The organism is Microbacterium sp. (assembly GCF_026393345.1).
In the GTDB taxonomy this organism is placed as follows: domain Bacteria; phylum Actinomycetota; class Actinomycetes; order Actinomycetales; family Microbacteriaceae; genus Microbacterium.
The window spans coordinates 1-23,758 of sequence record NZ_JAPLAI010000015.1 but is presented as its reverse complement, the minus strand read 5'-3'; the positions used below and the strand labels follow the sequence as shown (position 1 = coordinate 23,758).

The following is a 23,758-nucleotide window of genomic DNA, read 5'->3' as shown; positions in this document are numbered from 1 at the left end:
GATGTCGGTGGAAGACGGCGGATGCGCGCATCAGGGTCGACGCGCGCAAGCCTTATCCGATTCTAACAGTGTGCGGCGCCGGGTGACCTCGTCCGGGGTCAGTGCGCGAGCGCGGCGACCTCGCGGGCAGCCTCGGCCACGTCCGCGTTGACCACCCGGTAGTCGAATTCGTGCTGCGCGGCGAGTTCGCGGCGTGCGGTCTTCAGCCGCCGCGCCCGCTCTTCCGCATCCTCGGTGCCGCGTCCCACGAGCCGCTGCACCAGTTCGTCCCAGCTCGGGGGCAGGAGGAACACCAGCGCGGCGTCGGCCGCGGCCTCTCGCACCTGACGGGCGCCCTGCAGGTCGATCTCCAGCAGCACCGTGCGGCCCTCGCGGAGCGCCTTCTCGATGGGCGCCCGCGGCGTGCCGTAGCGGTGCCGGTTGTGCACGGTCGCGTATTCGAGCAGCTCCCCGGACGCGATCATGGCGTCGAAAGTCTCGTCGTCGACGAAGTAGTAGTGCTCACCGTCGACCTCGCCCGGGCGCGGCGCGCGCGTGGTCGCGGACACCGACAGCAGGATCTCGGGGTGGTGCTCCTTGATGTGGGCGGCGACGGTGCCTTTGCCGACGGCGGTGGGGCCTGCCATCACCAGCAGCCGGCTACGCTGCGGCCGGGGTTCGGGCTCCGGCATCCGCGCATCCAGCCACTCCCGGAGCGATGCCCGCTGACGCACGCCCAGGCCCCCGAGCCGCTTCACCGGCGAGATGCCGAGCTGCTCCAGGATGCGGTCGCGCTTGCTCTGCCCGATCGCGGGCAACGCGGTGAGGAAGTCGGGAACGCGGAGCGTGCCGGCGGCCGAGGTCGGGTCGGCCTCGGCGCGACGGAGCACCTCCTGCGGCGTCACGACCCGGGTGGTGAGGTCGCGCTTCACGCTCGCCCGGGCGCGCCGCGCCTCCACGGCCTTCCGGGAGGCCGCGGCGCGGTCCACCTCGGGCGGGTGCTGAGCGTCAACCATGCTGATCCTCCGAGTACAGCGCGCGGCGCTCGTCGATCCGGGCGGCCAGCGCCACCGGATCGGGACCGGCCGAAAGGATGCTGCGGCTCTCGCTCGCGATCACGGCGTGCGCGTCCGGGCCGAACAGGCGAGCCAGGTCGCGCGGCTCCGCGCCCTGCGCACCGAAGCCCGGGGCGAGGATGGGGGCCGCGGGCGACAGGCGTGCGGGCAGGCCCGCGTCCGCCCGGTCGACGGTCGCGCCGATGACGAAGCCCACCGAGGACAGTGCCGCATCCGGTTCCGCCGTGCGCGTCCAGGCGGACACCGTCTCGACGACCTCGGCGGCGACGGAGCCGGCGTGCCCCTCACCGGCATGCGGGACGGCGCGCTGCAGCACGCGTCCCTCCGGGTTGCTGGTCGCGGCGAGGACGAAGACCCCCTTGCCATGCTGCAGGGCGAACGCGAACGTCGCCTGCAGCGATCCGGCGCCGAGGTAGGGGCTGACCGTCACCGCGTCCGCCTCCAACGGCGAACCGGGAGACAGCCAGGCGGCGGTGTACCCGTCCATCGTGGTCCCGATGTCACCGCGCTTGGCGTCGGCGATGACGAGAAGGCCGGCGTCACGTGCGGCCGCCATGACCGCCTCGAGCGCCTGGAATCCGGCGGAGCCGAACCGTTCGAAGAACGACACCTGAGGTTTCACCACGCCGACCCGGCCGGCGGATGCAGCGACCGTCCGCAGACCGAATTCGCGCACGCCCCGGGCGGACACCTCGAGATCCCAGGCCCGCAACAGATGCTCGTGCGGGTCGATGCCGACGCACAACGGACCGAAGGAGTTGCGCGTCTCGCGGAGGGAGTCGCCGAAGGTCACGCCGCTCCTGCCCGGTCGGCCGCGTACTCCTGCAGGCTCCGGACGGAGAAGCCCTCACGGAGCACGGGCAGCGCGCTGACCGCTGCACCGAGGACCGCCATCGTCGTGAACAGCGCCTTGTCCCCGGCGACGGCAGCCGCACGGATCTCGTAGCCGTCCGCCCGCGCGGACCCACCCGAGGGAGTGTTCACCACCATGTCGATCTCACCGGCGTTGATGAGGTCGACGATGTTCCGCTCACCGGACTCCTGCGTGGCGGAGTACTTGGCGACGACCTCGACCCGGATGCCGTTGCGCGCCAGGATCTCGGCGGTGCCCTCGGTGGCGCACAGCCGGAAACCGAGCTCGGCCAGGCGGTGAGCGGGCAGGATCACGGCGCGCTTGTCGCTGTCCGCGACCGAGAGGAACACGGTGCCCGACGTCGGCAGCCCGCCGTACGCGGCGGCCTGGCTCTTCGCGAAGGCGGTCGGGAAGTCCAGGTCGATGCCCATGACCTCGCCGGTGGAGCGCATCTCCGGTCCGAGGACCGAGTCGACGGTCGCACCGTCGGCCGTGCGGAACCGCTTGAACGGCAGCACGGCCTCCTTGACGGCGACGGGGGCATCGAGCGGAACGCGCGATCCGTCAACCGGCGGCAGCATCCCTTCGGCGATCAGGTCGGCGATGCTCGTGCCCGACATGATGCGGGCGGCGGCCTTCGCCATCGGGATGCCGAGCGCCTTGGAGACGAACGGCACCGTGCGGCTGGCACGGGGGTTCGCCTCGATGACGTAGAGCACACCAGCGCTGACGGCGAACTGCACGTTCAGCAGGCCCCGGACGCCCACGCCCTTGGCGATCGCATGGGTCGCTTCCCGGACACGGTCGATCTCGGTGCGGCCGAGCGACATGGGCGGCAGGGTGCAGCTGGAGTCGCCGGAGTGGATGCCGGCCTCCTCCAGGTGCTCCATCACGCCGCCGATGTAGAGATCGGTGCCGTCGTAGAGCGCGTCGACGTCGATCTCGATGGCATCGTCGAGGAAGCGGTCGACGAGCAGCGGCTTGCCGGCGCCGATGATCGCCTGGTCGGCGATGCGGACGAAGTAGTCGCGCAGGCTGGGTGTGTCGTAGACGATCTCCATGCCGCGACCGCCGAGAACGAAGCTCGGGCGCACGAGCACCGGGTAACCGATCTCTTCGGCGACGGCGACCGCGCCGTCCGCGTCGATCGCGGTGCCGCTGCGCGGTGCGACCAGGCCCGCCTCGTCGAGAAGGCGCCCGAAGAGCTCGCGCTCCTCGGCGAGGTCGATCGCCTCGGGGCTGGTGCCGAGGATGCGGTAGCCCGCGTCCTCGATGCCCTTGGCAAGGCCGAGCGGGGTCTGGCCGCCGAGCTGGCACACAACACCGAGGATCTCACCGGAGGCCGATTCGGCGTGCAGGATCTCGAGCACGTCCTCCAGCGTGAGCGGCTCGAAGTAGAGGCGGTCGCTGGTGTCGTAGTCGGTGGACACCGTTTCCGGGTTGCAGTTGACCATGATGGTCTCGTACCCGGCGTCGGACAGCGCGAACGAGGCGTGCACGCAGGAGTAGTCGAACTCGACGCCCTGGCCGATGCGGTTCGGGCCGGAGCCGATGATGACGACCTTGGTCCGTTCCGAGGCGGCCACCTCGGTCTCGGTATCGTAGCTGGAGTAGTGGTACGGCGTCAGCGCGGGGAACTCCCCGGCACAGGTGTCGACCGTCTTGTAGACCGGGCGGATACCGAGGGCGTGACGCACACCCCGGACCTCGCTCTCCGCGTCACCGCGGAGTTCGGCGATCTGCGCGTCGCTGAAGCCGTGGTCCTTCGCGATGCGGAGGGTCGCCGCGTCCAGCTCCGGGGCGTCACGGACGAACTCGGCGACGCTGTTGATCAGCTCGATCTGGTCGAGGAACCACGGGTCGATCTTGGTGGCCTCGAAGGCCTGCTCAATTGTGGCGCCCTTGCGCATCGCCTGCTGCAGCACGACGATCCGGCCGTCGGTGGGGACCTTTGAGATCTCGAGCAGCTCTTCCATGCTGCGGGGCTCCTCGCCCCAGTGGAAGCTGGAGCCGCGCTTCTCGAGCGACCGGAGCGCCTTCTGCAGCGCCGTGGCGTAGTTGCGGCCGATGGCCATCGCCTCACCCACCGACTTCATGGTGGTGGTGAGGGTCGCGTCCGCCGCCGGGAACTTCTCGAAGTTGAACCGGGGCACCTTCACCACGACGTAGTCGAGGGTCGGCTCGAAACTCGCCGGGGTGACCTTGGTGATGTCGTTGGGGATCTCATCCAGTCGGTAGCCGATGGCGAGCTTGGCGGCGATCTTCGCGATCGGGAAGCCGGTGGCCTTGGAGGCGAGGGCCGACGAGCGCGACACGCGCGGGTTCATCTCGATGACGATGATGCGGCCCGATTCGGGGTCGACGGCGAACTGGATGTTGCAGCCACCGGTGTCGACGCCGACGGCGCGGATGATGTCGATGCCGATGTCGCGGAGCTTCTGGTACTCGCGGTCGGTGAGGGTGAGGGCCGGGGCGACCGTGATGGAGTCACCGGTGTGCACACCGACGGGGTCGACGTTCTCGATCGAGCAGACGACGACCGTATTGTCGGCGGTGTCGCGCATGAGCTCGAGCTCGTACTCCTTCCACCCGAGGATCGACTCCTCGAGCAGCACCTCGCTGGTGGGCGAGTCGTGCAGGCCGGCGCCGGCGATGCGGCGGAGGTCCCGCTCGTTGTAGGCGAAGCCGGAACCGAGGCCACCCATGGTGAATGAGGGGCGCACCACGACCGGGTAGCCGAGCTCCTCGGCGGCGGCGAGGCACTCGTCGAGGGTGTGCGCGATCCGGGAGGCCGCGACATCGGCGCCGGCATCCAGAACGAGCTGCTTGAAGATCTGGCGGTCCTCGCCCTTCTGGATCGCCTCGACCTTCGCGCCAATGAGCTCGACGTCGTACTTCGCGAGGATGCCGAGCTCGTCGAGCTTGATCGCCGCGTTCAGCGCGGTCTGGCCGCCGAGCGTCGGCAGGATCGCGTCCGGCTTCTCCTTGGCGATGATCGTCTCGAGCACCTCGGGGGTGATCGGTTCGATGTAGGTCGCGTCGGCGAAGTCCGGGTCGGTCATGATCGTCGCCGGGTTCGGGTTGACGAGGATGACGCGCAGGCCTTCGGCACGCAGCACCCGGCACGCCTGGGTGCCGGAGTAGTCGAACTCGGCGGCCTGGCCGATGACGATCGGGCCGGAGCCGATGACCAGGACGGAGTTGATGTCGTCGCGCTTAGGCATTTACTTCTGTTCCTCAGTCGTGGAGCGAGCGGAGCGGTTCGACACGTCGGCGATCACCATGTCGCGGAAGCGGTCGAACAGGTAGTTGGCGTCGTGCGGACCCGCCGCGGCCTCCGGGTGGTACTGCACCGAGAAGGCGGGGATGTCGAGGGTGGTACTGCACCGAGAAGGCGGGGATGTCGAGGGCGCGAAGGCCCTCGACGACGTTGTCGTTGAGGCCGACGTGGCTGACCTCGACCCGGCCGTAGCCGTGCGGGCTGTCGGTCTGACCGTCCAGCGGGGCGTCGACGGCGAAGCCGTGGTTGTGTGCGGTGATCTCCACCCGGCCGGTGGTCTTGTCGAGCACCGGCTGGTTGATGCCGCGGTGACCGAAGGGCAGCTTGTACGTGCCGAAGCCGAGGGCGCGACCGAGCAGCTGGTTACCGAAGCAGATACCGAAGAAGGGCAGCCGGTCATCGAGCACGGCACGCAGCAGCTCGAGAACACCGCGACCGGGTCGACGGCCCGGATCTCGTCGATCGTGGCACTCTGCGGCAGCACATGCACCTCGAAGCCGCGGGCGGCGAGGTTGTCGATGGTCGTCTGCTTCACGCCGAGATCGAGGACGGCCAGGTTCCCGATCCGCTCCCCCGCGGCAGGGGTCACCTCGGCGACATCCACGGAGACGGACGCGGAGAGGTTCAGGCCCGACATCTCGGGCGCCTCGCGGACGAGGCGCAGCTGCTCCTCCGGGTCGAGCCCGGCCGCCGCGCCCGAGAAGATGCCGCCGCGCATGGACCCGGCGGAGCGGATGTGGCGGGTCACGGCGCGGGTGTCGATGCCGCTGATCCCGACGATGCCGTCGGCCTCCAGCGCGTCGTCGAGCGACTGCTCGCTGCGCCAGTTCGACACCACCCGCGACGGGTCGCGGACGATGTAACCGGCCACCCAGATGCGACGGGACTCGGTGTCTTCCCCGTTCATCCCGGTGTTGCCGATGTGGGGCGCGGTCTGCAGCACGATCTGCCCGGCGTAGGACGGGTCGGTGAGCGTCTCCTGGTAGCCGGTCATCCCGGTCGAGAAGACGACCTCGCCCAGGGTCGTCCCGCGGGCACCGTAGGCGCGGCCGGCGTGGCGGGTGCCGTCCTCGAGCACGAGCACGGCGGGGTCGGTGGTGAAGAGGGTCATGCGTCGGTTCCTGTCGGGGCGTGGGCGGGCACCAGCGGCTCGATCGCGACGGCGAGAGCGCGGGCGGAGGTGTCCTGGGGGCGGAAGTACGAGTCGACGACCGTGTCGTCGGTGATGTGCCAGCTGAGACGCGTGAGACCGTCCCGTTCGACGACCCGGTCGATCGCGACGGTCGCCTGGGCGACCTCGACGATCCGGCTGGCGGCGACGAACACGCGCGGCGAGCCGGCGAGGTCGAGAGCCACTCCCGCATCCGTCACGAGGACGGTACCGCGGGAGCGGAAGGCGAGGCCCTTCACGGCGAGCCGGTTGAGCGCATCGCCGTGCGCCGTGGTGGCGACGTAGAGCCCGGGGAAACCGGAGAGCACGTGCGCATCGGCGGGGAAGTCGCCGGCCGGGGCGGCGAGTCCGGCGTCGCGTCGGGATCGTCGCCACCAGCCCCAGGCCATGAGTCCGATCAGCAGGACCGCGACGGCGAGCATGAGGGTCAGGGCGGCTTCGCGGGTCATCGGACGATCTCCTCTGCGGCGGTGAGGACGCCATCGCGCAGGGTCGCGACGCCGCCGTGGAACGTCCAGGCCACACGGCCCGGCAATTCGCGCCCCAGGTACGGGGAGTTGGCGCTGCGTCCGTGCAGGTCCTCGGGGGTGAAGACGCCGCCGGCCGCAGGGTCGTGCAGCGTCAGGTGGGCGGGTTCGCCCACCGCGATCGGACGGCCGTGGCCGGCCAGGCGGCCGATCCGGGCCGGGGTGCGGCTGAGCACGCGTGCCACGTCGGCCCAGTCGAGTAGGCCGGTGTCGACCATGGACTGCTGCACGACGCGGAGGGCGCTCTCCAGGCCCACCATGCCATTGGCCGCGGCGGACCATTCGCAGGCCTTCGCCTCGGCGGGATGCGGGGCGTGGTCGGTCGCGACGATGTCGATCGTCCCGTCAGCGAGGCCCTCACGGACCGCGAGGACGTCCTCTTCGCGCCGCAGCGGCGGGTTGACCTTGAAGCGGGCGTCGTAGCCGCGGGCGAGGTCCTCGGTGAGGAGCAGGTGGTGCGGGGTGACCTCGGCGGTCACGTTCACGCCGCGCTTCTTGGCCCACCGGATGATGTCGACCGAACCCGCCGTGGACAGGTGGCAGACGTGCAGGCGGGAGCCGACGTGCTCGGCGAGGAGCACGTCGCGGGCGATGATCGATTCCTCGGCGACCGCGGGCCAGCCGGTGAGTCCCAGCTCGGCCGAGACGGTGCCCTCGTTCATCTGGGCGCCCTCGGTGAGCCGGGGATCCTGCGCGTGCTGGGCGACGGCCCCGTCGAACGCCTTCACGTATTCGAGGGCGCGGCGCATGATGAGCGGGTCCCAGACGCAGAAGCCGTCGTCACTGAAGACGCGCACCTGGGCGCGGGATCGGGCCATGGCGCCGAGTTCCGCAAGGCGCTCGCCCTTCTGCCCGACCGTGACCGCGCCGATGGGCTGCACCGTGACGTAGCCGGCGGCCTCGCCGAGGGCGAGTTCCTGCTCGACGACGCCCGCTGTGTCGGCCACCGGGGACGTGTTGGGCATCGCGAACAGCGCGGTGAATCCGCCGGCGGCGCCCGCACGGGAACCGGACAGCACGGTCTCACTCGCCTCGTAACCGGGTTCACGCAGGTGCGTGTGCAGATCGACGAGTCCGGGCAGGGCGACGAGTCCGTCCGCGTCGATGACCGTGGCACCCCCGGCGCTCAGCCCGGTGCCGATTTCGGCGATGATCCCGTCCTGCAGCCGGACGTCGACCGCATCCGTCCCTTCCGGACGTGCCCCGCGGATGAGGAAGCTCTCGCTCATCGTGCCTCCTCCTTCTCGTCGCCGCGCCCGCCGGCCAGCAGCAGATACAGCACTGCCATCCGGATCGAGACGCCGTTTGTCACCTGCTCCAGCACCGTCGACCGGGGCGAATCCGCCGCATCGGCCGAGATCTCCAGTCCCCTGTTCATGGGGCCGGGGTGCATGACAATGCTATCGGCAGGCAGGGCCCGCAGCCGCGCGGCGTCCAGTCCCCAGGCGCGGGTGTACTCCCGCTCGGTCGGGAAGTAGGCGGCGTTCATGCGCTCCAGCTGGATGCGGAGCATCATCAGCGCGTCCGGACCTGCGGCGACGGCCGCATCCAGGTCGTATTCGACGGTCGCCGGCCACGCCGACACGTCCTGCGGGATGAGCGTGGGCGGGCCGACCAGTGTGACCCGGGCTCCGAGGGTGTCGAGCAGCCACACGTTCGAGCGGGCGACGCGGGAGTGCAGGATGTCGCCGACGATCGTGACCGACAGGCCGTCGAGACCGCGGCCGCGGCTGTCGGCACCGAAGAAGCGCTTCCGGATCGTGAAGGCGTCCAGGAGCGCCTGAGTGGGGTGGGCGTGCGTGCCGTCACCGGCGTTGACGACGCCGGCGGTGATCCAGCCGCTCGTGGCGAGGGTGCGCGGGGCACCGGAGGACTGGTGCCGGATGACGACCGCATCTGCGCCCATGGCCTGCAGGGTCTGGGCGGTGTCCTGCAGCGACTCCCCCTTGGACACCGAGGAGCCCTTGGCGGAGAAATTGATGACGTCCGCGGAGAGGCGCTTGGCGGCCGCTTCGAACGAGATGCGGGTGCGGGTGGAGTCCTCGAAGAAGAGGTTCACCACGGTCTTGCCGCGAAGCGTCGGGAGCTTCTTCACCTCGCGCTGCTGCGTGTCGGCCATGTCCTCGGCGACGTCGAGGATCCGGATGGCCTCCTCACGGGTGAGGTCCTTGGTGTCGAGCAGGTGCCGCATCCTCAGCTCCCCTCGATCGTGACGAACTCTTCGCCGTCGACCTCGGCGAGGCGCACGTTGACGCGCTCGTCGCGGGCGCTGGGCAGGTTCTTGCCGACGAAGTCGGGGCGGATCGGGAGCTCCCGGTGTCCGCGATCGACGAGCGTTGCCAGGCGCACCGCGGCGGGCCGGCCGATGTCGCCGAGCGCATCGAGGGCGGCGCGGATGCTGCGGCCGCTGAAGAGGACGTCGTCGACGAGGACGACCGTCTTGCCGTCGATGCCGCCGGCGGGGATGTCGGTGCGCTGCGGGGTGCGGGTGGGATGCTGCGCGAGATCGTCGCGGTACATCGTGACGTCGAGGGCGCCGACCGGGACCGTGGTGCCGCCGAAGTCGGCGAGGAGCGCACCGATGCGGTGGGCGAGCGTCGCGCCGCGGGTCGGGATACCCAGGATGACGAGGTCGTCGGGGCCGCGGTTCGACTCGAGGATCTCGTGAGCGATCCGAGTCAGGGCACGTGCGATGTCGGCCTCATGCAGCACGGTACGCGTGCTCATCCGCCGCTCCCTTCTCCGCCTCTCGGGACGGTGTTAAAGGTTGCTTGTGGTGTTGCCGTCCACTCTACCGTGCCGCATCCCCCGCCCCGCGCCGCCCGCCGCCCGCCGCTGCCCGCGAGTCGGGGTCAGGCAGCGGATGCGGCGTCAGCGGATGCGGCGTCAGACCGTGGCGACGGCGGCCGGCGCACCGGTCTCGATGATGCGAGAGGACCGGATGGGGTGGCCCTGCGTCGTGAGGCAGCGACCGCTGGCGAGATCCCACTTCCAGTCGTGCAACGAGCAGGTGAGCACGCCGTCCTCGATCTTGCCGGTCTTGGTGAGGTCCGCGCGCAGGTGCGGGCAGCGGCGCTGCACCATCCAGTCGCCGAGCTCCGCATCCTCGGTCTGATCGGACTGCTCTGCGTACCAGTTCTCCACGTACTCGATCCGGTCGCGCGACAGGCACTTGAGGAACGTGGTGAGGAACTCGTTGAACTTGCCGCTGCGGCCGACCTCGAACTGCATCGACAGGAAGATCGAGTTCGACCAGTCGATCTCGTGGTCGGCGATGTTCGTCGAGACGAGGTCGGCGGGGATCGTGTACCAGTAGATGCAGTCCTCGCCGGCGTACTCGCGCACCTTCGCTTTCGGGAAGTCCACGACCATGTCGAGCTCGCCGATGCGGAAGCGCACGTTGCCGCCGACGCCGTTGCGGATGGTGCGGGCGCGACGCAGCAGCGGCTCCCACCACTCCTTGATCGCGGCGAGCATCTCCGCGGGCGGCAGCACCGCGGCGCGCGTCGCCACCTCCGCGGCGATCTCGGCCTGCCGGCTCGCCCGCTGCTCCTCGAGGTAGCCCCACTTGTCGGTGAAGATGCGCTCGATCTCCGCATCCGTGTAGAGGGTCTGCGTGATCGTGAGGTCGCGGTGGTCGAGGTCGACCTGCGTGCCGGGCACGAACAGGTAGCCCTTCTGCTCCGGCGACTGCGTGGCCATGTGCTCCAGGAACTGCGCCTGGTCGGTGAAGATCGAGTCGTCCTCGAGCCCGTATCCGTTGAACCGGAACAGCTCGTCGCGCAGGAACATCGGGGGGCCCGCCATCGGGAACACGTGCTCGGCGCCGACCTTGTCGATGTAATACATCGCGCGCTTGTTCTGCGCGTCGCGCTTCAGCCGGGCGAAATTCTGCTTGGCATCCTGCGGCAGGTCGTAGACCATCGGCCACCAGATCGCCCCGGAGACCTGGGTGAAGTACGCATCCGGGGTGCCGAAGGTGAGGAGCTTCTCGAGGTCCAGCGGATGCGAGTCGTTCTGGTTCAGGACGGATGCGGTGCCGTCGTCGACCGACAGCGACGAATCGCCGATCGGACCGTCGCTCGGGGCGCGGAGCGGGGTGACCATGATCCGCACGCCGTCGTACTCCAGCGGCACGCCGGCCTGGGTGTAGACGATGTTCTCGAACCCGAGGGCACGCAGGTCGGTCTCGAGGTCGTCGGTCGGATAGTCCGGCAGCAGTACCGGGATGTCGCGGCGCACGTAACGCTGCAGCAGCTGCGGGTCGAAGTGGTCGCGGTGGCGGTGCGAGATGTACAGGAAGTCGGCGTCGGCGCCGATCCGCTCCCAGTCGAGCCCCCGGTTGTCCGGGAACGGGAACCACGATCCGAAGAACGAGGGCCCGACGACGGGGTCGCACAGGATGCTGCCGCCCGCCGTCTCGATAAACATGCCGGCGTGGCCGAGGCCCGTGATCCGCATGCGATTCCTTCCGTCTCGAACGATCTTCGAGTCTACGCGGGGCCACCTGGATCGCCCGTGAACAGCGCCGTGAGAATGCGTCAGTCCAGCAGCCCGCGGATGTCGTCGGCCGACAGGTCCTGCGAGAACAGCGCGTCGTCGTCGACCACGGCCTGGAAGAGGCGCGCCTTGCGCCGCTGCAGCGCGACGACCTTCTCCTCGATCGTGTCGGCGGCGATCATCCGGTACACGATCACGGACTTCGTCTGTCCGATGCGGTGCGCGCGGTCGACGGCCTGCGCCTCGGCGGCGGGGTTCCACCACGGGTCGAGCACGAACACGTAATCGGCTTCGGTGAGGGTCAGACCGAACCCGCCGGCCTTCAGACTGATGAGGAACGCGGGTGCCGTCCCGGTACGGAACTCCTCCACCACGTCCCCGCGGCGGCGCGTCGACCCGTCGAGGTAGACGTGCGCGATGCCGGCCGCATCCAGTCGCTCCGCCGCGAGCTTCAGGAACGACGTGAACTGGCTGAACACGAGGGCCCGATGGCCTTCCGCGGCGACCTCGACGAGCCGGTCGAGGAGGGCATCCAGCTTGCTCGCCGGGACGTGGCGCTGTGCCGGGTCGACGAGCACCGGGGCGAGGCTCATCAGCCGCAGCAGGGTGAGCGAGCGGAACACGATGAACCGGTTACGGTCGAGATCCTCCAGCAACCCCAGCACCTTCTGCCGCTCGCGCTGTAGCACGGTGTCGTAGAGCGCGCGGTGCGCGGGGTCGAGGGTGACGCGGAGCTCCAGCTCCTGGCGCGGCGGCAGGTCGGCTGCCACCACGTCCTTGGTGCGGCGCAGCATAAGGGGACGGATACGGCGGCGCAGCCGCGCGAGTCGCGCCGCCCGGTACGGACCCTCCTCGGCGTTCTCCGGCACCTTGCCGTGCTCGATGGGGGTGACGTACTCGTCGCGAAACCGGCGTGCCGAGGCGAACAAGCCGGGCGCGGTGAGCGCGAGCAGCGACCACAGGTCGGTGAGGCTGTTCTCGAGCGGCGTGCCGGTGGCCGCGAACACGGCGCCGGCGCGCAGATCGGCTACCGCCCGGTGGAGGCGCGTGCGCGGGTTCTTCACGAACTGCGCCTCGTCGAGGATGACGGCGCTCCATCGTTGCGCGACGTATTCGTCCCGGTCGAGCCGCACCAGCGCATACGACGTGAGGAGGATGTCTGCCTCCCCCACGAGATCGGACACTCGGATGCCGGTGGCCGCCGCGGTGCCGCCGACCACCCGCACCCGGAGGCCCGGGGTGAACCGTGCGGCCTCCGCTGCCCAGGTCGGCACGACCGAGGTGGGGGCGACGACGAGGAGCGGCGCGTTCTCGCCGGTTTCGCGGAGGTGGGCGGCCAGCGCCAGCAGCTGCACCGTCTTGCCGAGCCCCATGTCGTCCGCGAGGATGCCGCCGAGCCGGTGTCGCCAGAGGAACGCGAGCCAGTCGAACCCGGCCTGCTGGTAGGGCCGGAGCTGCGCCTGGAGGCCGGCGGGAGGCGCGGTTCGGGGCGCGCCGTCGGCGTCGCGGAGGCCGGTCGCTAGCTCCCGCCACGCGAGAGCGGTCTCGGATTCGTCGGCGAGGTCCTCGAACTCCTCCCAGAGATCGGTCTGGTGCCGGCTGATCCGCGGCGCGGTCTCCCACTCCGCGAACTCCCCCGCCTCCTCCAGCAGATCCTTGAGCCGGTCGAGAGCGGGGTGGGTGAGCGAGAAGTAGGCGCCGTCGGAGAGCAGCAGTTTGCGTTTGCCCCGCACGAGCGCCGCGATCAGCGTGGCGAACGGGATCGGCCGGCCGTCGATCGAGACGAGGATGCCGAGGTCGAACCAGTCCGCATCCGCGGTCTCGACCGTGGTCACGCGGATCCGCGGGTTCCCGGTGAGCTCGGTGTAGGTGCGCCGGGGTGCGTTGCCCTCGATGCGGACGCCGGTGAGCTCCGCCCATGCGGGCAGGATCTGCGCCGCGAACTCGGCGGCGTCGATGCCCGTGAGGCGTCCCGAGGGGGCGAAGTCCGCCTCGGTCTCGCGCTGCCACACCGTGGTGAGTCGGTGCCGGATCAGGGCCTCCGCATCCGGATCACGATCGGGGTGGCGTTCGGGCGGGTACGGCCACCGGGATTGCCCGGGGTAGGACCATTCGATGCGGTAGTCGACGTCGTCGTCACCGAACGTGGTGGTGACCACGGCGACCGGTTCGGCGGGCGGGCGCAGCGGGATGTCCCGCGCCGCGGTCACGGTCGCCCGGCGCCGCAGTCGCGGCAGGCCCTCGACGAGGAATGCGTCACGATCCGAGGCCGGCACGAGGAGTCCGTCGTCGTGGGTGAGCAGAGCGTGCACCGGGTCGGGCAGCACGAGCGGGGCCAGGAGCACCGGGACGGGGTCGCGGTCGAGGCCGGCGGCATAGACGCCGACGTGTCCGAGGGGGCGCACCGCGTGATGGTCGAGCAGCGACCCGTCCACCGTGACACGTGCGCGGAGCCGCAAGGCCTCATCCTCGCGGTCGACGGTGATCTCGGCGGACGCCTCGCGGCCGAGCGTGACGTGCTGTCCGGCCGACGTCGACACGAGCGGGATGCCGAGCTCTGCGGCCGCGTGCAGATGCGGCCACAGCAGTGACGACTCGGCCGCATCCAGCGTGAGCCACTCCCCCGGATCCGCCCACGGCCCGCCGGCGCGGGCGCCGAGCAGGATGCTGCCGAGTTCGGTGAACCAGCGCGCGTGGGCGGGATGGAAACCGGCGGTGGGCCGGCGGACCGCATCCCACGACACTCCGGTCTTCACCCAGGCGTCCGAGCGGGCGCTGCGCACCAGCGGCCGGATGCCGAGGGAGAGCTCCTCCCGGCGCCCGGCAAGCGTGCGGGCGTCGACCGTCTCGACGCGGCGCGGCGCCCAGTCGTCGGCGCGGTACGGGGTGCGCTGGCGCACCGCTATCCCGAGCGCCAGCGGGGCGCCCGTGGGCGCCGCGGACGATTCCAGCAGCGATCGCCACGTGGGCGAGGCCGACCCCGCCGATGACGACGACGGGTCGGTCACAGCGGTCAGCGGGTGCGGGCGACGCGCCCGAGGACCCCGTGCACGAACGAACCGGAGTCGTCGGTGGAGAACTCCTTGGCGAGCTCCACGGCCTCATCGATCGCGACGGCCTCGGGGACCTCATCGTTGAAGAGGATCTCCCACACGCCGATGCGGAGCACGGCGCGGTCGACCGCCGGCATCCGCTCGAGCTTCCAGTCACGGGCGTGCGTGACGATCTGCTCGTCGATCTCGTCGCGGTTGTCGATGACGCCGTCCACGATCTCGCGGGCGTACAGCCACGACCCCTGACGCGCGGGCTCGCTCGCCGCCCGAGTGGCTTCCGCCGCGAGCATGACGGCGGGCTTCTCGCCGCGCACGTCAGCCTGGAAGAGGATGTCGAGGGCGCGCTTGCGCGCCTTGCTCCGAGCGCTCACGCGTCAGTTGACCCGGCCGAGGTAGTCACCCGTGCGGGTGTCGACCTTGACCTTGGTGCCCTGCTCGAGGAACAGCGGGACCTGGATCTCGTAGCCGGTCTCGACGGTGGCGGGCTTGGTACCGGCGGACGATCGGTCGCCCTGCAGGCCCGGCTCGGTGTAGGTGATCTCGAGCACAACGGAGGCGGGGAGCTCGACGTAGAGCGGGAGGCCGTTGTTCAGCGCGATGGTGACCGGCTGGTTCTCCAGCAGGAAGTTCGCGGCGTTGCCGACGGTGGGTGCCGGGATGTTGATCTGGTCGTAGTCGGCCTGATCCATGAACACGAACATGTCACCGTCGTTGTACAGGTAGGTGAAGTCGCGGCGGTCGACGTTCTCGATGTCGACCTTGGCGCCGGCGTTGAACGTGCGGTCGATGACCTTGCCGGTCATGACGTTCTTGAGCTTCGTGCGAACGAACGCGCCGCCCTTGCCGGGCTTGACGTGCTGGAACTCCACGACGTTCCAGAGCTGCCCGTCGATGCTGAGGACGACGCCGTTCTTGATGTCTGCGGTGGATGCCATGGCTGTGGAGTTTCCGTTCGTCTGCGAGGGGACCGAGTGGCCCGACCCCCTAGTCTAACCGCGAGACTGCTTCTGCACGCCGAGACAGCGGGGTAAGCCCGCTGTTTCGGCGCCCAGATGCAGTTTCGCGGGTGGGGAGTCACCCGTCGGCACGTCCGGTGATGACGTCGACGAGGAGGTTCACCGCGTAGGCATAGCCCGGCACGCCCTCGCCGATGACGTGCACCGCGGCGACGTCGTGCACGTAGGAATGGTGACGGAACGGCTCCCGCGCGTACACGTCGGAGATGTGTACCTCCGCGACCGGGAGCGCGACACCGGACAGCGCGTCACGCAGCACCACGGAGGTGTGGGTGAGCCCCCCGGGGTTGATGACGATGCCGGCGCAGTCCTCCCGCGCGGCGTGGATCGCGTCGATCAGCACGCCCTCGTGGTTGCTCTGCACCGCCCGCATCTCGAAGCCGTGGGATGCGGCAGCATCCGTCGCGATCCGGACGACGTCATCGAGCGTCTCATGCCCGTACACGCCGGGCTCGCGGATGCCGAGGAGGTTCAGGTTCGGGCCGTTGACCAGCAGGAGACGTCGCGGGGTACTCACGCCCACGACGCTACTCCACGCCCTGCGCGGCCAGCCGCACCGGCGCGTTGCCGGCGCCGTACCCGTCGTAGGCGCCCCGGCGTTCGACGAATTCGAAGAACACCTGCCCCACTGTCGCGGTGTAGAAGTGCAGGTACTCCCCCGTCGCGTCGCGGTCGTAGACAAGGTCGAGGTCCCGCAACTCAGCGATCTGCGCCGCCGGCAGGTCGAAGCGGGCGGCGAGGTCGTCGTAGTAGTTCGCGGGGATGCGGAGGGGACGCAGGCCCCGATCACGCGCCTGCCGTGCGAGGGCGACGATGTCGTGGCAGCGAAGGGCCACATGCTGGTGGGCGCCGTCGGCGCGGCCCTGCTCGGCCACGATCGGCGGCGCGACGTTCAGCGGGATGCGGACGGCGCCGTCGGGCGAGCACAGCACCCGCGACTGCACGAGCCCGCGGGGGCTCGGGACGTCGGTGGAGCCCGCGGAGACGAGGGCGAACACGGCCGGATAGAAGAGCACGGTCTCGTCCACGACCTGCCACGGTTCGGTCAGGCTGAGGTGATCGACCACCCCGATCTCGGTGGGGCGGAGCGGGTCGCCGTGCTCGAACTCGACCACCCAGTCCGGCTCACCCTCGGTGTACCCGGCCCAGTACAGCTCGGTGCCGTCAGGGGCGACGACCGCCGGCAACGGGACCTCCTCGGCATAGGTGCGCCGGTACGCGGCGGGAGTATCGAGTTCCTGGGCGCGGGCCGACTGCGCGGCCGGGTCGTCCACCGCGAATCCGATCGCGGAGAGCCTCGGCGCGGTCCCCCGTGCGTGCTGCTCGTTCAGCACGATCCGCGCCGTCCCCGCCGACCACAGGGTCACGGGCTTCGTGCGATGACGCCCGCGTGCGGTGAAACCCGCCTGCTGCAGCAGCGCCTCGATCGGCGAGGTGTCCTCGGCGGTGATCTCCACGAAGTCGAAGCCACGAGGCGGGGTCACGGCGGTGAGCCGGGACAGCGGCGGCGCGGCGACCGCATCCGCACCGGGCGCGTCTTCCGCGAGGCGGCGGGCGACCGCATCCTCCAGCCACCGCAACGACCGGCGGGCGTGCGCGGCGGTGCGCGCCGTGTCCGTCTGGCGGAACGTGTCGTTGAACACCTCGAGCGAGAGCGGACCGCGGTATCCGGCGCGCAGCACATGGGCGACGAACCCGACGAGGTCGAACGCCCCCTCGCCCGGGAAGAGCCGGTGATGCCGGCTCCACGACAGCACATCCATCGACAGCGCTGGGGCGTCGGCGAGCTGCAGGAAGAAGATCTTCTCCGCCGGGATGCGTTCGATCTCGACCGGATCGTGTCCCCGGGAGAGCACGTGGAAGGAGTCCAGGCACACCCCCACGGCGGGGTGGTCCGCGAGTTTCACGACCCGCCACGCGCGCCGGTAGTCGTCGATGTACCGGCCCCAGGCGAGCGCCTCGAACGCGATGCGCACCCCGTAGCGTGCGGCGACGTCGCCGAGCGCGCGCAGCTGAGCCGCGCTGTGCCCGTCGTCGTCGACGGTCGCGGTCGCCACGTTGCTGCAGCACAGCACGAGATCCATCCCGAGTCGCTGCATGAGGGCGAACTTCGCCTCCGCGCGGTGCAGGACGCGGGCGAACTCGGCCTCGTCGACCCCCTCGACGTCGCGCATGGGCTGGTACAGGTCGAGCGTGAGCGACAGTCGGTCTGCGAGGGCGCGGATCTCCTCTGGACTCTCGGGCGCTGCGACCAGGTCGGGCTCGAACACCTCGACCCCATCGAATCCCGCTGCCGACGCGGCGGCAAGCTTGTCGCGGAGACTTCCCGACAGGCAGACGGTGGCGATAGAGGTCTTCATGGACCGGAATGTACCACGCGGTACATAACCAGGTCGATGCCTCAGATATCCTGTGCACGTGCCAGCCCGCCAGCGCGACGCCGAACGAACCCGTTCCGAACTCCTCGACGTCGCCACGGAGGTGTTCGCGGATTCGGGGTACTCCGGCGCCCGCGTCGATGAGATCGCGGAGCGCACCCGCACGACGAAGCGGATGATCTATTACTACTTCGGCAGCAAAGAGGGTCTCTACCTCGCTGTGCTGGAGAACGCGTATCTCGGCATCCGCGAGGCGGAGCGTCGCATCGACGTCGACCGCACCGACCCGATTCAGGCCATCCGGGAGCTCGCACAGCTCACCTTCGATCACCACGTCACCCACGACGCCTTCATTCGCCTCGTCGCGATCGAGAACATCCACCGCGGGGAGTTCATCCGCCGCATCGATGCCCTCCGAAAGCTCGCACAGCCGGCGAAGACGCTCCTCGACGAGATCCTCGACCGCGGCCGAGCCTCTGGCGCGTTCCGCTCCGACGTCGACGCGATCGACGTGCACCTCGTCATCAGCGCCTTCTGCGTCTTCCAGGTCGCCAACCGCTACACGTTCGGGTATCTCTTCGACGTCGACTTCACCGACCCCGCACAGCGCGACCATCTGCGATCCGTCATCGGCGACGTCGTCGTCGGGTGGCTCACCTCCCCCGCCCGCTGAGGCATCGAAGGCCGTTCGCCCCGGATGCGGTCCGCCCGCGCCCGGCAGCTGACCGCGCACGCAGGGCGTTGACAGCGTCCGCTCACCGTGGTTCAATCTGGACGTACTAGTTAGTACATTGCATATCCGAGCGGCGCATCGATGCGCGGCACGACAGGGCGAAGGAGTCCCATGCGGAACGAGCATCCTTTCCTGGTGGGACTCGTCGGCAACGGTGTCATGCCGTCCCTCACTCCCCCGATGCACATGACGGAGGCGGCCGCCCTCGGCATTCCCTACCTCTACCGCCCCATCGACATGTCTGTTCTCGGGCTGGACGTCGACCGGATCGGCGACATCGTGGACTGGGCCGAGCGGCTCGGCTTTGACGCGCTGAACATCACCCACCCCTGCAAGCAGGCAGTCATGGCCCACCTCGACGAGATCGATCCCGTTGCGCAGGCGCTCGGCGCCGTCAACACGGTGCTCTTCCATGACGGCGTCCGGCGCGGATACAACACCGACACCACCGGTTTCGAGCGGGCCTTCACCGCGGGCATGCCGGACGCGCCGACAGACCGCGTCGTCCAGATCGGAGCGGGCGGGGCGGGCTCGGCCGTTGCCGACGCACTCCTCCGCCGTGGCGTGGGCGCCCTCACCCTGGTCGACAGGGACGTCGCCCGGGCCCGTGTCCTGGCCGACGACCTGTCCGCGCGCCACGGGGTGAGCGTGCGGATCGCGCCGACGGAAGCACTCGCCGACGAGCTGGCGACCGCATCCGGCGTGGTGCACTGCACCCCCACCGGCATGTCCGAGCACCCGGGAATGCCATTCTCCGCCGAGCTGCTGCGCCCCGACCTGTGGGTCGCCGACATCGTTTACCGTCCCCTCGTGACCGACCTGGTCGCCGCCGCCAGAAGCGCCGGCTGCCCCACCCTCGACGGCGGACGGATGGCGGTCTACCAGGCCGTCGACGCCTTCGAGCTGATCACCGGCGTCCGTCCCGACGCCGACCGCATGACCGCCCATTTCCACCGGCTCGTGGCTGACCACGAGATCCTCATCTGAAACGGAGTTACCCCGATGTCCAGCCCCGCAACGACGCGGAAGACTCCCGTGAAGGCCGCGATCGCGAGCTTCATGGGAAGCGCCGTCGAGTATTACGACTTCTTCCTGTTCGGCTCCGCCGCAGCCCTCATCTTCCCGGTCGTGTTCTTCCCGAGCGGCGATCAGGCGGCCCTGGTGATGTCGTTCGCGACCTTCGGTTTCGCGTACATCGCGCGCCCCTTCGGCGCAGTCATCCTCGGCCATTTCGGCGACCGGATCGGCCGGCAGAAAGTGCTCATGTTCACGCTGCTGATGATGGGCGTGTCCACGTTCATCATCGGCTGCCTGCCCGGCTTCGCGCAGATCGGCTGGTTCGCCCCGGTCCTGCTGGTGCTGTGCCGGCTGCTGCAGGGCCTGTCCGCCGCCGGTGAGCAGGCGGGCGCGTCGTCGCTGACGCTGGAGCACGCGCCGGACGACCGTCGTGCGTTCTTCACCTCATGGACCCTGACAGGCACCCAGGGTGGCCAGATTCTCGCCGCCCTGATCTTCATCCCGGTGGTCGCCCTGCCCGACGACATCAAGTTCACCTGGGGGTGGCGCATCCCGTTCTGGCTGAGCGCCGTCGTCGTTCTCGTCGCCTACTTCATCCGCCGGAGCCTGCACGAGACTCCCGCGTTCGAAGAGGCGAAGGCTGCCGGCACGATCGCCCGCATGCCGCTCATCCCCCTGCTGCGCGACCATTGGCGCGACGTGGTGCGGGTCATCTGCTGCGCGTTCATCGCCGCGGTGTCGACCGTGTTCGGCAACCTGGCTCTCGCCTACGGCAAGGAGGTGGGGCTCGCAGAGAGCCTGACGCTGTGGCTCGTCGTCGTCGCCAACATCTTCGCGCTCGGCACCCAGCCGCTGTTCGGACGTCTCGCCGACCGGATCGGCCGGAAGCCCGTGTTCGTGTACGGCGCGCTGTCCTCCGCTGTGCTCATGCCGTTCTACATGCTGTCGATGTCGAGCGGGAACACGATCCTGATCTTCGTCCTCGCGGTGCTCACGTTCTCGTTCGGGTATGCAGCGGCGAACGCCGTCTGGCCGTCGTTCTACGCCGAGATGTTCTCGACCCGGGTCCGGTTCTCCGGGATGGCGATCGGCACGCAGCTCGGATTCCTCCTCGCGGGCTTCGCGCCGAGCATCGTCACCGCGCTCGGTGGTGTCGCACCCGGCGGCTGGATCGTGATCAGCATCTTCACCGCCGTCGTCGCGCTGGTCGCCGCCGGTAGTGCGCTGACTGCTCGCGAGACCAAGGCCGTCCCGACCGATGAACTCGGCCTGAAGCCTGCCGCCGCGGCGTCCGTCCCCGCCTGATCATCCGGCGGGGTGGCTGCGGGACCGTGCGGTGCGACGGTCCCGCAGCCCGGGTCAGTCGGCGATCTCCTGATACGCGGCGAAGAGCAGCGACTCGTCGGGCGCCTGCAACACGGTCGGACGCGCGATGTCGTCCAGCACGATGAAGCGCAGCATCCCGCCGCGGCTCTTCTTGTCACGCTGCATGGTCGCCAGCAGCGTCGGCCATGCCCCGCCCCGGTACGAGACGGGAAGTCCGAGGGACGTGAGCACGTTACGGTGGCGGTCGACGGCGTCGTCCGAGAGGCGACCGGCGAGGCGGGACAGTTCGGCGGCATACATCATGCCGACCGAGACGGCGGCCCCGTGGCGCCAGCGGTACCGCTCGGCGTGCTCGATCGCGTGGCCGAGGGTGTGCCCGTAGTTGAGGATCTCCCGGAGGCCCGCCTCGCGGAAGTCCTCTCCCACCACGCGCGCCTTCATCTCCACGGCCAGCTCCATGCAGCGGCGGAAGGACGCGGATGCGGGATCGACGATGGACCCGGGTTCGGCCTCGATGCGCTCGAGGATCTCGGGGCTCCAGATGAAACCGGCCTTCACCACCTCGGCGAACCCGGCCAGCGCCTCATTGGGCGACAGCGAATCGAGGAAGGCGAGGTCGCAGATGACGGCGCGGGGCGGCCAGAACGCCCCCACGAGGTTCTTCCCCTCGGCGGTGTTCACCCCGGTCTTCCCGCCGACGGCGGCGTCGACCATCGCGAGGACCGTGGTGGGGACGAGGACGACCTGCACACCACGGAGCCAGGTGGCCGCGACGAAGCCCGCGAGGTCGGTGACCGCTCCGCCGCCGAAGCCGACGACGGCATCCGTGCGGGTGAAGTCGGCCTGCCCGAGGACCTGCCAGCAGAACGCGGCCACTTCGATCCGCTTCCCCTGCTCGGCATCAGGGATCTCGGCGAGCAGCACCTCGCGGGTGCCGCCCTCGCTGAGCCGCTCGCGCAGCGACTCCGCCTGCGCGCCGAGAGTCGGCGGGTGCACGACGAGGACCTTCTTGACCGTGGGGGCGAGCGCGGGTCCGATCCGGTCGAGCAGGTCGCGCCCGATCGTGACGTCGTAGGGGGCGTCTCCCGGGACGGTGATGACGGTGGGCTCGCTCATGCGGGGGTCTCTCCTTCGGCGCGGGACCGGGCCCACGCGACGATCGCCGCGACCACATCCGAGAGCGGTCCGCGCGAGGTGTCGAATTCGACGTCGGCGACGGCGTCGTACAGGGGTTTGCGTTCGGCGAAGATGCGCTGCCACTGCTCCACCGGGTCGCCGCCGTCGAGGAGGGGCCGGGAGCCACCTGCGATCCGGTGCGAGACGACCTGCGGGGCGACGGACAGGAACACGACAGGGTGGGATGCCAGGTCGTCGCGGGTGCGCTCATCGAGCACGGCGCCCCCACCGAGCGAGATTACGCCGGGTTCCGCGAGGGCCTGCGCGACGGTCTCGCGCTCGATGGCGCGGAAGCGGGCCTCGCCCTCGTGGCGGAAGAGGTCTGGAATGGGGCCGTGGGCACGGACGATCGCCGCATCCGTGTCGACGAACGGCACGCCGAGCGTGCGCGCGACACGGCGGCCGATGCTGGTCTTCCCGGCACCCATAGGCCCCACGAGCACCAGCGACGGCGTGGGTGCGGTCATACCGGCAGGCCGGGATCGCTGACGGTTGCGGTCCGCAGCGTCTCGGGGATGGCGGCGAGGTAGGACTCGAGGTTCCGCCGGGTCTCGGCGATGTTGTCGCCGCCGAACTTCTCCAGCACGCTCTCGGCCAGCACCACCGCGACCATCGCCTCCGCGACCACGCCGGCAGCGGGCACCGCGCACACGTCGGAGCGCTGGTGGTGGGCGGATGCGGTGTCACCGGTGGCGACGTCGACGGTGCGCAGGGCGTGCGGGATCGTCGCGATCGGCTTCATGCCGGCGCGGACGCGGAGCACGGTACCCGTCGACATGCCGCCCTCGGTGCCACCGGCGCGGTCGCTGCCGCGGGTGACGCCGTCGTCGGCGACGAAGAGCTCGTCGTGGGCGGCGGACCCTCGGCGACGCGTGGTCTCGAACCCGTCACCGACCTCGACCCCCTTGATGGCCTGGATGCTCATGAGCGCCTGCGCGAGCTTGGCGTCGAGGCGGCGGTCCCACTGCACGTGCGAGCCGAGCCCCGGCGGGAGGCCGTAGGCGAGCACCTCGACGATGCCGCCGAGAGTGTCGCCATCCTTCTTCGCGGCGTCGACCTCCGCGACCATGAGGGCGGAGGTGGCGGCGTCGAAACACCGCAGCGGGTCGGCGTCGAGGGTGTCGACGTCATCCGGGTGTGGCAGCGCGGCGCCGTCGGGGACGCGCACCGGTCCGATCGACAGGGTGTGGCTGACGAGCCGGATGCCGAGCTCCCCCAGGAAGCCGCGCGCCAGGGCGCCGAGGGCCACGCGGGCGGCGGTCTCCCGAGCGCTCGCGCGCTCCAGGATGGGACGGGCCTCGTCGAATCCGTACTTCTGCATGCCGACGAGGTCGGCGTGACCGGGGCGGGGCCGGGTGAGCGGGGCGCCGCGGCCGCGGGAACGTTCGGTCAGCTCCGCCGGCTCGGCACTCATCACCTCGACCCACTTGGGCCATTCGGTGTTGCCGATGCGCACAGCGATGGGGCTTCCCATCGAGTAGCCGTGCCGTACCCCGGACGAGATCGTGAGCTCGTCCTCTTCGAACTTCATCCGCGAGCCGCGACCGTAGCCGAGCTTGCGCCGGGCGAGATCCGCTTGGATCGCGGCGCGGGAGACAGGAACGCCGGCGGGCAGGCCCTCCATGATGGCGACGAGTTCGGGGCCGTGCGATTCGCCGGCAGTGAGCACGCGG

The 23,758-nt window shown here is 70.1% G+C and carries 18 protein-coding genes and 2 pseudogenes; 3 read left to right on the top strand and 17 right to left on the bottom strand.

The window, feature by feature from the left end; all coding sequences use genetic code 11:
* Nucleotides 1-98: 98 nt before the first annotated feature.
* The 14 genes and pseudogenes from gmk to NT132_RS02195 form a co-directional block, all read right to left on the bottom strand.
* The gene (gmk, locus tag NT132_RS02260) at nucleotides 99-995 is read right to left on the bottom strand and encodes a guanylate kinase (protein ID WP_297784149.1); all 897 of its coding nucleotides are present in this window, start codon (nucleotides 993-995) and stop codon (nucleotides 99-101) included.
* Complete coding sequence (gene pyrF, locus NT132_RS02255) at nucleotides 988-1,848, bottom strand: orotidine-5'-phosphate decarboxylase (protein ID WP_297784147.1); 861 nt, start codon at nucleotides 1,846-1,848, stop codon at nucleotides 988-990. The genes gmk and pyrF overlap by 8 nt, the downstream gene beginning before the upstream one ends.
* Complete coding sequence (gene carB, locus NT132_RS02250) at nucleotides 1,845-5,132, bottom strand: carbamoyl-phosphate synthase large subunit (protein WP_297784144.1); 3,288 nt, start codon at nucleotides 5,130-5,132, stop codon at nucleotides 1,845-1,847. The genes pyrF and carB overlap by 4 nt, the downstream gene beginning before the upstream one ends.
* Nucleotides 5,133-6,299 (bottom strand): annotated as a pseudogene (gene carA / locus NT132_RS02245) (glutamine-hydrolyzing carbamoyl-phosphate synthase small subunit).
* Nucleotides 6,296-6,808, bottom strand: coding sequence for a hypothetical protein (locus NT132_RS02240; protein WP_297784141.1), 513 nt, complete (start codon nucleotides 6,806-6,808; stop codon nucleotides 6,296-6,298). The pseudogene carA and the gene NT132_RS02240 overlap by 4 nt, the downstream one beginning before the upstream one ends.
* Complete coding sequence (locus NT132_RS02235) at nucleotides 6,805-8,115, bottom strand: dihydroorotase (RefSeq protein WP_297784138.1); 1,311 nt, start codon at nucleotides 8,113-8,115, stop codon at nucleotides 6,805-6,807. Before NT132_RS02235 ends, NT132_RS02240 begins: the two co-directional genes overlap by 4 nt.
* The gene (locus tag NT132_RS02230) at nucleotides 8,112-9,077 is read right to left on the bottom strand and encodes an aspartate carbamoyltransferase catalytic subunit (RefSeq protein ID WP_297784135.1); all 966 of its coding nucleotides are present in this window, start codon (nucleotides 9,075-9,077) and stop codon (nucleotides 8,112-8,114) included. The genes NT132_RS02235 and NT132_RS02230 overlap by 4 nt, the downstream gene beginning before the upstream one ends.
* Nucleotides 9,078-9,079: 2 nt before the next feature.
* Nucleotides 9,080-9,616, bottom strand: a pseudogene (pyrR, locus tag NT132_RS02225) (bifunctional pyr operon transcriptional regulator/uracil phosphoribosyltransferase PyrR); the annotation flags it as partial.
* Between the two features lie 156 nt (nucleotides 9,617-9,772).
* Nucleotides 9,773-11,347: a Rieske 2Fe-2S domain-containing protein gene (locus NT132_RS02220; RefSeq protein WP_297784132.1), complete on the bottom strand. Its 1,575-nt coding sequence runs from the start codon at nucleotides 11,345-11,347 to the stop codon at nucleotides 9,773-9,775.
* 80 nt (nucleotides 11,348-11,427) lie between these two features.
* A complete protein-coding gene (locus NT132_RS02215; protein WP_297784129.1) occupies nucleotides 11,428-14,394 on the bottom strand; it encodes a DEAD/DEAH box helicase in 2,967 nt (988 codons plus the stop codon).
* A 5-nt stretch (nucleotides 14,395-14,399) separates the two neighbouring features.
* Complete coding sequence (nusB, locus tag NT132_RS02210; protein ID WP_297784126.1) at nucleotides 14,400-14,810, bottom strand: transcription antitermination factor NusB; 411 nt, start codon at nucleotides 14,808-14,810, stop codon at nucleotides 14,400-14,402.
* 3 nt (nucleotides 14,811-14,813) lie between these two features.
* Complete coding sequence (gene efp, locus NT132_RS02205; RefSeq protein WP_297784123.1) at nucleotides 14,814-15,374, bottom strand: elongation factor P; 561 nt, start codon at nucleotides 15,372-15,374, stop codon at nucleotides 14,814-14,816.
* A 139-nt stretch (nucleotides 15,375-15,513) separates the two neighbouring features.
* Nucleotides 15,514-15,972 (bottom strand): type II 3-dehydroquinate dehydratase, encoded by a 459-nt coding sequence (aroQ, locus tag NT132_RS02200; RefSeq protein ID WP_297784120.1) that lies wholly within the window; start codon nucleotides 15,970-15,972, stop codon nucleotides 15,514-15,516.
* 10 nt (nucleotides 15,973-15,982) lie between these two features.
* Complete coding sequence (locus NT132_RS02195) at nucleotides 15,983-17,815, bottom strand: sugar phosphate isomerase/epimerase and 4-hydroxyphenylpyruvate domain-containing protein (protein WP_297784117.1); 1,833 nt, start codon at nucleotides 17,813-17,815, stop codon at nucleotides 15,983-15,985.
* 58 nt (nucleotides 17,816-17,873) lie between these two features.
* Here NT132_RS02195 and NT132_RS02190 point away from each other — a divergent pair, with 58 nt between their 5' ends.
* From NT132_RS02190 to NT132_RS02180, 3 genes are all read left to right on the top strand, one after another.
* The gene (locus NT132_RS02190) at nucleotides 17,874-18,506 is read left to right on the top strand and encodes a TetR/AcrR family transcriptional regulator (protein ID WP_297784114.1); all 633 of its coding nucleotides are present in this window, start codon (nucleotides 17,874-17,876) and stop codon (nucleotides 18,504-18,506) included.
* 171 nt (nucleotides 18,507-18,677) lie between these two features.
* The gene (locus tag NT132_RS02185) at nucleotides 18,678-19,553 is read left to right on the top strand and encodes a shikimate dehydrogenase (protein WP_297784111.1); all 876 of its coding nucleotides are present in this window, start codon (nucleotides 18,678-18,680) and stop codon (nucleotides 19,551-19,553) included.
* Nucleotides 19,554-19,568: 15 nt separating this feature from the next.
* The gene (locus NT132_RS02180) at nucleotides 19,569-20,888 is read left to right on the top strand and encodes an MFS transporter (RefSeq protein WP_297784108.1); all 1,320 of its coding nucleotides are present in this window, start codon (nucleotides 19,569-19,571) and stop codon (nucleotides 20,886-20,888) included.
* A 54-nt stretch (nucleotides 20,889-20,942) separates the two neighbouring features.
* Here the strand turns inward: NT132_RS02180 and aroB are convergent, their stop codons facing one another.
* The 3 genes from aroB to aroC all read right to left on the bottom strand — a co-directional run.
* Complete coding sequence (aroB, locus tag NT132_RS02175; RefSeq protein WP_297784104.1) at nucleotides 20,943-22,025, bottom strand: 3-dehydroquinate synthase; 1,083 nt, start codon at nucleotides 22,023-22,025, stop codon at nucleotides 20,943-20,945.
* Complete coding sequence (locus NT132_RS02170) at nucleotides 22,022-22,552, bottom strand: shikimate kinase (RefSeq protein ID WP_297784099.1); 531 nt, start codon at nucleotides 22,550-22,552, stop codon at nucleotides 22,022-22,024. The genes aroB and NT132_RS02170 overlap by 4 nt, the downstream gene beginning before the upstream one ends.
* Nucleotides 22,549-23,758, bottom strand: a 1,210-nt coding sequence (gene aroC / locus NT132_RS02165) for a chorismate synthase (RefSeq protein WP_297784096.1), incomplete at its 5' end; no start/stop codon positions are given. The genes NT132_RS02170 and aroC, both read right to left, overlap by 4 nt.